Annotated in this window: 5 protein-coding genes and 2 pseudogenes; all 7 read left to right on the forward strand. The window is 30.6% G+C overall.

Features of this window, described 5'->3' with window-relative positions:
- Positions 1-397: 397 nt before the first annotated feature.
- The 7 genes and pseudogenes from EJN67_RS13620 to EJN67_RS13650 all read left to right on the forward strand — a co-directional run bounded on the left by EJN67_RS13620 (position 398) and on the right by EJN67_RS13650 (position 6,524).
- The gene (locus EJN67_RS13620; RefSeq protein WP_129724981.1) at positions 398-577 is read left to right on the forward strand and encodes a hypothetical protein; all 180 of its coding nucleotides are present in this window, start codon (positions 398-400) and stop codon (positions 575-577) included.
- Positions 578-625: 48 nt separating this feature from the next.
- On the forward strand, positions 626-916 hold the full coding sequence (locus EJN67_RS13625) for an MrcB family domain-containing protein (RefSeq protein WP_243641325.1): 291 nt from the start codon (positions 626-628) through the stop codon (positions 914-916).
- Positions 917-1,199: 283 nt separating this feature from the next.
- Positions 1,200-1,838 carry a phospholipase D-like domain-containing protein gene (locus EJN67_RS13630; RefSeq protein ID WP_341538813.1) on the forward strand — a complete coding sequence of 213 codons (639 nt, stop codon included), beginning with the start codon at positions 1,200-1,202 and terminating at the stop codon, positions 1,836-1,838.
- A 734-nt stretch (positions 1,839-2,572) separates the two neighbouring features.
- Positions 2,573-3,013, forward strand: a pseudogene (locus EJN67_RS14580) (PcfB family protein); the annotation flags it as partial.
- A 1,452-nt stretch (positions 3,014-4,465) separates the two neighbouring features.
- A pseudogene (locus EJN67_RS14585) lies at positions 4,466-4,735 on the forward strand (DEAD/DEAH box helicase family protein); the annotation flags it as partial.
- Positions 4,736-4,747: 12 nt separating this feature from the next.
- Positions 4,748-6,133, forward strand: coding sequence for a DEAD/DEAH box helicase (locus EJN67_RS13645; protein WP_129724984.1), 1,386 nt, complete (start codon positions 4,748-4,750; stop codon positions 6,131-6,133).
- Between the two features lie 4 nt (positions 6,134-6,137).
- Positions 6,138-6,524, forward strand: coding sequence for an HIT family protein (locus EJN67_RS13650; RefSeq protein ID WP_207208041.1), 387 nt, complete (start codon positions 6,138-6,140; stop codon positions 6,522-6,524).
- Positions 6,525-6,752: the final 228 nt, after the last annotated feature.

Here is a 6,752-nt window from a genome sequence, read left to right on the forward strand (position 1 = left end):
GGGAGGCCGCCCTGGCTGACAAATCATATGGGCGATGCTTGTCGTCAAGAGTGTGACCGGATACAATGCTAATTTATTTATCAGGATGGCTGTATTTTTCTTTTCCCTACAGTAAATTGACGCAATCATCTATGGGAAATGTACGCTCAAATTGATAAATTTTGTGATATAATGGAGATTGGGAAGGCAACAAATGTCGAAGATTGTACATGGTGCAGATATAAGGCGATATGATCAGTTAAGGATATAACAAAATCTGAAAAGGGTTATCCACTGTTTCGACCTGGGTAATCCTTTAAGAGATCATAGTTAACATAGTATCATCCGCTATTTAAGGTGGGATAGGGGATAAGGCGGGAGCTATGCCTTTTTATATAAAAAATGTTGGGGTGAATATATGCTTACTAAATATTTTAAGGATGTATTGGATAATTATCTTGATAGCACAAGTGTTGGAAGATTTAATAAAAACCATGAAATGTTTAAACTAATAAATTATACTACAACAGATGCTGTAAATGAAATAGCAAAGGAATTCAACTTATTGGCAAAAGGATCTTGTGGAGCAGGAGTATGAACGAAATACCCATGGGTTGCAATATATAATGATAAAATAACTACAACAATTCAAAGAGGAGTCTATATCGTCTACCTATTTTCCCAAGATATGAATAGGGTATATTTAACTTTAAATCAAGGATGTACTAATTTAAAAAAGGAACTAGGTACCAAGGTCGCAAGAAAAAGTATGATTAAAACAAGGGAAGACATAAGGACTATAATAAAAAATTATCGCTTTAATACGGATAATGATCTTGCAATAGGAAATTTAGATTACGAAATTGGTTCAATTTTTTATAAGGAATACCAGAAAGATAAATTCCCTTCAGAAGAAGAATTCCTTCGAATGAACTGATCTGATAATATTGGTTAGTTTTTATTGTAAAAGAGATGGAATTGGTGAAGTCTGTAGAAAATTACGTATACAAGAAAGAAGTCGATTAGTCACTATTACATAAGGACTTTACTTTGTCTGTTGATAATCAAGTTGTTTTTAGCCGCAAAATGGGTAGATTTTTACGTAGCGGAGAATCAAAAAATATAATATTGTTGCAGATGATACATCTGCTTTAAAAAGCATTATTAATAATAAAAATGAACAAATTTTAGAATCGGGTATTCGGCTTATAATAGATGATATTAAAGCTGCTGCTGATCGGGGGAGTAGGATACGGATTCTAACAGGGAAGTATCTAAATATTACCCAGCCTTCAGCCCTCTATATCATAAAGGATACGCTAGGTGACAATGTAGATTTGCGTCTTTATAATGTATATGATAGATCATTTCATCCAAAGGGATATATATGTGATTATGGTCACGATGGATGCATATTTGTAGGTTCTTCCAATATATCCTTATCAGCCCTTACCTATGGTATAGAATGGAATTATAAAATACATAAAAACGAGAAAATAGAGAATTACAATTGTTTTACACAAGAATTTGAAAGACTTTTCAATACCCAAGCAGATATATTAGATGATAAAGCCCTTTCTCAGTTCAGCAAGGAATGGAAAAAACCCAAACTCTATGATGAAATATTGGGTGATCAAAAACTTCATGAAGTAAATGAAAATGTAATAGTATATCCAAGGCCTATAGGTGCACAGATAGAGACCCTTTATAATCTAAAAAAAGCCCGGATGGAAGGGCTTGACAAGGGACTGGAAGTCGCTGCAACAGGGGAACGTGTCATAATAGTGATGGATGCAATATGTGTTATAAAATCAAGGGATTCAGGAACTTTAACCAAATATAAGTCATGCATTGCTTAGAGTAATTAGGATCTAATTGCTGTAAGCAGTGCATGAGAAGTGGAGATTTTAGTTCTTTAATAATTCATAATTATTTAGTATACTTATATTAAAATCATTGTTAGTTACGCATAAGTATTATATTATGCAAAAAAAGGGGGAATTAAATTGAATATACCCGGATTATTATTAATTGCCGTAGGCATAATTTTTCTAATTTATTCTGTTATATACAAAAACAAAATAACTATTAATAGAAGTGATAAATTTATTATAGTAGATAAACAAAAACTCTTAACTCTTCAGTTGTGTTGTTCAATTTTCAATTCAGTATGTATGATTATTTTGGGAGTTATAATAGTTATATATAATTTATCCGGTTTATATGTATTAGTATATGGGTTCATATTTATATTTATAAATTATATGATAATACCAATAGGTATAAATAAAGAATATATAAAGTACAAATAAAAATATTATATTAGTGTTAGTTCACATTCTTCTTATTATGCGACTTAGTTTAATAAAATAAAGCAATTTACAAGCATCTCATAAGAGGTGCTTTTTCATGCCCATTTCAAAGAAGATAATCATATTAATATATTTTCAAGATTATAAAAGTGGTGGTATTTTCCACTATCTTATTGATGAGTAGAGGTAGGAAAATTCAAAAAATAGAAAAATGAAATTTAGCGGTTCAGATGTAAAAGTCTGGCCGCTTTTTTATTTCCCCTAGAAAGGAGGTTACCTAGATGGTAAATGATGATGTCAATAACAAAGCTATAAACATTGAGATTAAGGTTGTACAGTATTCTGCAAAAGCCATTTTAAAAGCAATGAAAAAAATTATGGAAGATGCTGCTGAGAAAAGTCAGCCACTTGCAGACTACCTTAATGAAAAACGAAAGACTAACTCTAAAAAGCTTAAGGATATGGTAAAGAAGGGTCAGCTTGAAAATATTGATTTGCAGAAAGGTGAAGTCAAGGAACTTAAAAAACAACTTAACCGATGTGGAGTTAATTTCTCAGTTATGAAGAATAAGGAATCAGGGCTTTACTCTGTATTCTTCCAAGCCAAGGATACCAAGGTTATGGATTTAGCTTTTAAAAAGGCTATAGAAAGATCTGAAAAGAAAGAAAACAAAAGGGAGTCTACAAAAGAAATACTAAATAAATGGATTGAAGAGATAAAACAATATAATTATATATATAAAAATGGTTTTATATATAGTAATACAAGGATAATAGGTGAGTTGATATCTAATTGGAATTTTGATCCACTATTAATAAAACAATTTTTAAGAAAAATAACTGAATATGAAAGTGTAATATATTTTGAAACATTATTATTTATAATATTTCAAAATAATAGAAAGTTATTTAATGATGTAATAAATAAATCAATTTTAGATTATGTAGCTGGAAATAGCTTGAAAATAAAAGAATATTATGAGTCAAAAAATGATTCACTATATAGTTTAGCAGCTATGTATGCGAAATTTGATACAAACAAAAGATATAACTTATTAATGAAAGGATTAAATAATGATATTTTTAGACCAGCTTTTAAAGGTGAAGATTTATTTGATAGGATTTTAATAGAGTCTATAGATACTGCTTATGAAAATTACTGGATAAATAAGTCTGAATTAGAAGAAGCATTTTATTATTCCTTAGAATTATGGGAAAAATTAATTAAATTGGAGTTTGAGGAGAATAATCACTTAGATATATTGTTCGATGTATTTAAAGAATGTAAGTATCCAAGTATGGAAGGATATCCTATATTTAATTATATTCATATACCAACATCAATATTATTGAGTAATAATGAGACAAAAGATAAAATGTTGGAGTTTATTTTTAACAACCCTGGAAGGAATGGGATTTTTAATATGTTAAGAGTTTATTCCTTATTAGGAGAGGTTGAGCTTGGGAAAAAACATCTAAAGTTTTTATTTGAATTCGGTAAAGCATTATTGGATGTTGAAGAAATGAGTATTAAATCAAATGCCAAAATAGAATATACTGATATAATACAATCAAGTAGTAAAGATTGGATAATAAATGAATCAGATAATTATGCTTATTTAAAAAGAAATAAAGAAATAGTAATAAAGTGGAATGATTTTGATGATAGGAAAAAATTTCACGAAGAGTGGGCAACAAAACATATTGATAAGTCTGCATATATGTATGAGTACAAATTGTATAAAGATAATAAGTTGATAAAGGAATTTAATTTAGTCTATGTGGGTGGCTATAGGGCATTACTTCCAATGCCTAAATTAGGAACTAATATTGTGCCAAGAGATGAATATTATTTAAGTCGTATACTTAACAATAATATTGATGAATTAAATAATTACATGATATTATCTGGGTTAATAGTAGAATAAGTTAGCACATTCTCCATGAAAATATATAGAAGAAAAAACATGTAGATATTAATTTTTGGTTCTAAATATAATTTTTCGAATTAGGGTGTATTACAGATCTTATGTTTATTCTAAATTTCTATTTAATTAAGAAAGAGAGTTATAAATTTAATGGACAATATTTTGTATCATACCCTTGACACAATAGGGAGTAGGAAAGACCTATATAGCTGCATTTGATTCAAAAAGCTATGAGCCCATAGGGAAGAAATATTAAATCAGGCAGAGCGTTCATTTAAAAGCGTAAGACCGGATCTAAAAACAGGTTTTTTTACCGGTGAAAAAAAGGATCAGGATGTAGATGCCCTCTTTGCTACCATACAAACCATAGGTCAAGATAGATATTTAAGTGAGGACTATTTTTCTTGTGATGCCTTTGACTATATAGTTATAGATGAATTTCACCATGCTGCTGCCAAGAGCTATTCCGGTATAATAGAGTATTTTACACCTAAGTTTTTGCTAGGGCTTACCGCTACCCCCGAACGAATGGACAACAAGGATGTTTTTGTCCTGTGTGATTATAATATAATATATGAAGCAAGGCTTTATGATGCCATAAATAAGGGATGGCTAGTACCATTTCGATACTATGGCATATACGATGAATTAATAGATTATGAGAAAATTGAATATAGAAATGGAAAATACAATGAAGTGCAGTTGGAACAGGCACTTATGTTAAATGAACGGACTGATTTTATATTAAAGCATTTTAAAAAATATCGAAACAAGCGGGCCATGGGATTTTGTGCTAGTAGAAGACATGCCATTTACATGGCAAAATATTTTTGCGAGCATGGAATAAAGGCATATGCGGTGGTAAGTGGAGAACAGAATAAATACTGCATGGATAGAAGAGAAGCCATAGCTAAGCTTAATAGGCGGGAGATAGAGGTCATATTTGCAGTGGATATATTTAATGAAGGGGTGGACATACCATCATTGGATCTTTTAATGTTTCTTAGACCCACTGAATCATCTACTGTATTTTTACAACAACTGGGGAGAGGTTTGAGAAAAAATCAAGGAAAAGAGTATGTGGTAATACTAGATTTTATAGGGAACTATAAAAAGGCTAATTTTGTACCCTTCCTTTTGAGTGAAAACATGGGAGAACATAATAGTATTGGGGAAAATAGAATTCTTCCTAATGACCATGAGTATCCAGATGGCTGCATAGTGGATTTCGATTTTCAACTTATAGACCTTTTTAAAAAGCAGGCTAGGCAGATGCAGAGTCTAAAATCTATCATATATGAGGAATATGTGAGGATAAGGGATATGTTAGGGCATCGGCCAACCAGACGGGAAATATTCATCTATATGGATGATCATATATATATAAATATGAAGAGAAGGCGTGATACGAATATTTTAATCGATTATTTAAGGTATTTATATGAAATAGATGAATTGATGGATGATGAAAAAATATTTCTAGGTACAAAAGCGCAGGAGTTTTTTAAAATGCTTGAAACTACTGCCATGTCTAGAAGTTATAAAATGCCCCTCTTTCTTGCGTTCTATAATGGCGGAAATATTAAATTTGCGTTGGATGAAGACGATATATATAATGCCTTTAAATCTTTTTATAGCAATGGATCAAATGGAATTGATATGTTGAAGGATAAATCTACTAAAGATTATAAAGCATGGGGCAAAGATAAATATATCCGGCTTTCACGTAGAAATCCTCAAAAGTTTTTAATTAGGACTCATTCGGAGTTTTTCTATGAGGCGGGAGGACTTTTTGGTTTAACCGATGAGCTAAAGAAATTTAAAGATAATAGGATTTTTGGAGAGCATTTCATAGATATAATACAATATAGAACCATAAGATATTATAAGAAAAGGTTTGAAGAAAAGGAGTAGCATTGTGGATAGATGTATTTTGTGTGATATATACAATAAAAATAAAGAAAAGGTAATAGCTGAAAATGAATTGTCTTTTGCCATATATGATAATTTTCCTGTAAATGAAGGTCATACATTGATATTGCCAAAAAGACATTTTGATAATTTTTTTGATGCCACTCAGGAGGAGATTAACCAAATTTATAGCCTTATACATATATGCAAAGAAAATATAGATGAAAAATATAAACCCACAGGTTATAATATAGGTGTTAATGTAGGATATGATGGGGGTCAGACCATCTGGCATGTACATATACATATGATACCTCAATATAAGGGGGATGTAAAAAATCCGCGGGGTGGGATAAGGCGAATAAAACCAGAGCTTGTATATTATGAGGGATAGGGAGGTTACAATGAAGAAAATATATAATAAGCTTGTAAGGGATAATATACCAGAGATTATAAAAAGTTCAGGGAAAAAATGCAATACGAGGTTTTTAGATAAGACCAGCTAATTAAAGTCAAGTAGTTTTATAAAATAATTTTGAAAGTTTCTTGAGGGTCTTCTTGCAGCAGAAAATTAAAAAATGGCATGGCAATGAGACCACCTAAGGAACATTGATTAAAAATA

It is taken from the genome of Xylanivirga thermophila (assembly GCF_004138105.1).
Classification (GTDB): domain Bacteria; phylum Bacillota; class Clostridia; order Caldicoprobacterales; family Xylanivirgaceae; genus Xylanivirga; species Xylanivirga thermophila.

Bases quoted from the DNA above. Each gene is read 5' to 3' on its own strand.
- EJN67_RS13620 (WP_129724981.1), top strand. From the start codon at position 398: ATGCTTACTAAATATTTTAAGGATGTATTGGATAATTATCTTGATAGC.
- EJN67_RS13645 (WP_129724984.1), top strand. From the start codon at position 4,748: ATGGACAACAAGGATGTTTTTGTCCTGTGTGATTATAATATAATATAT.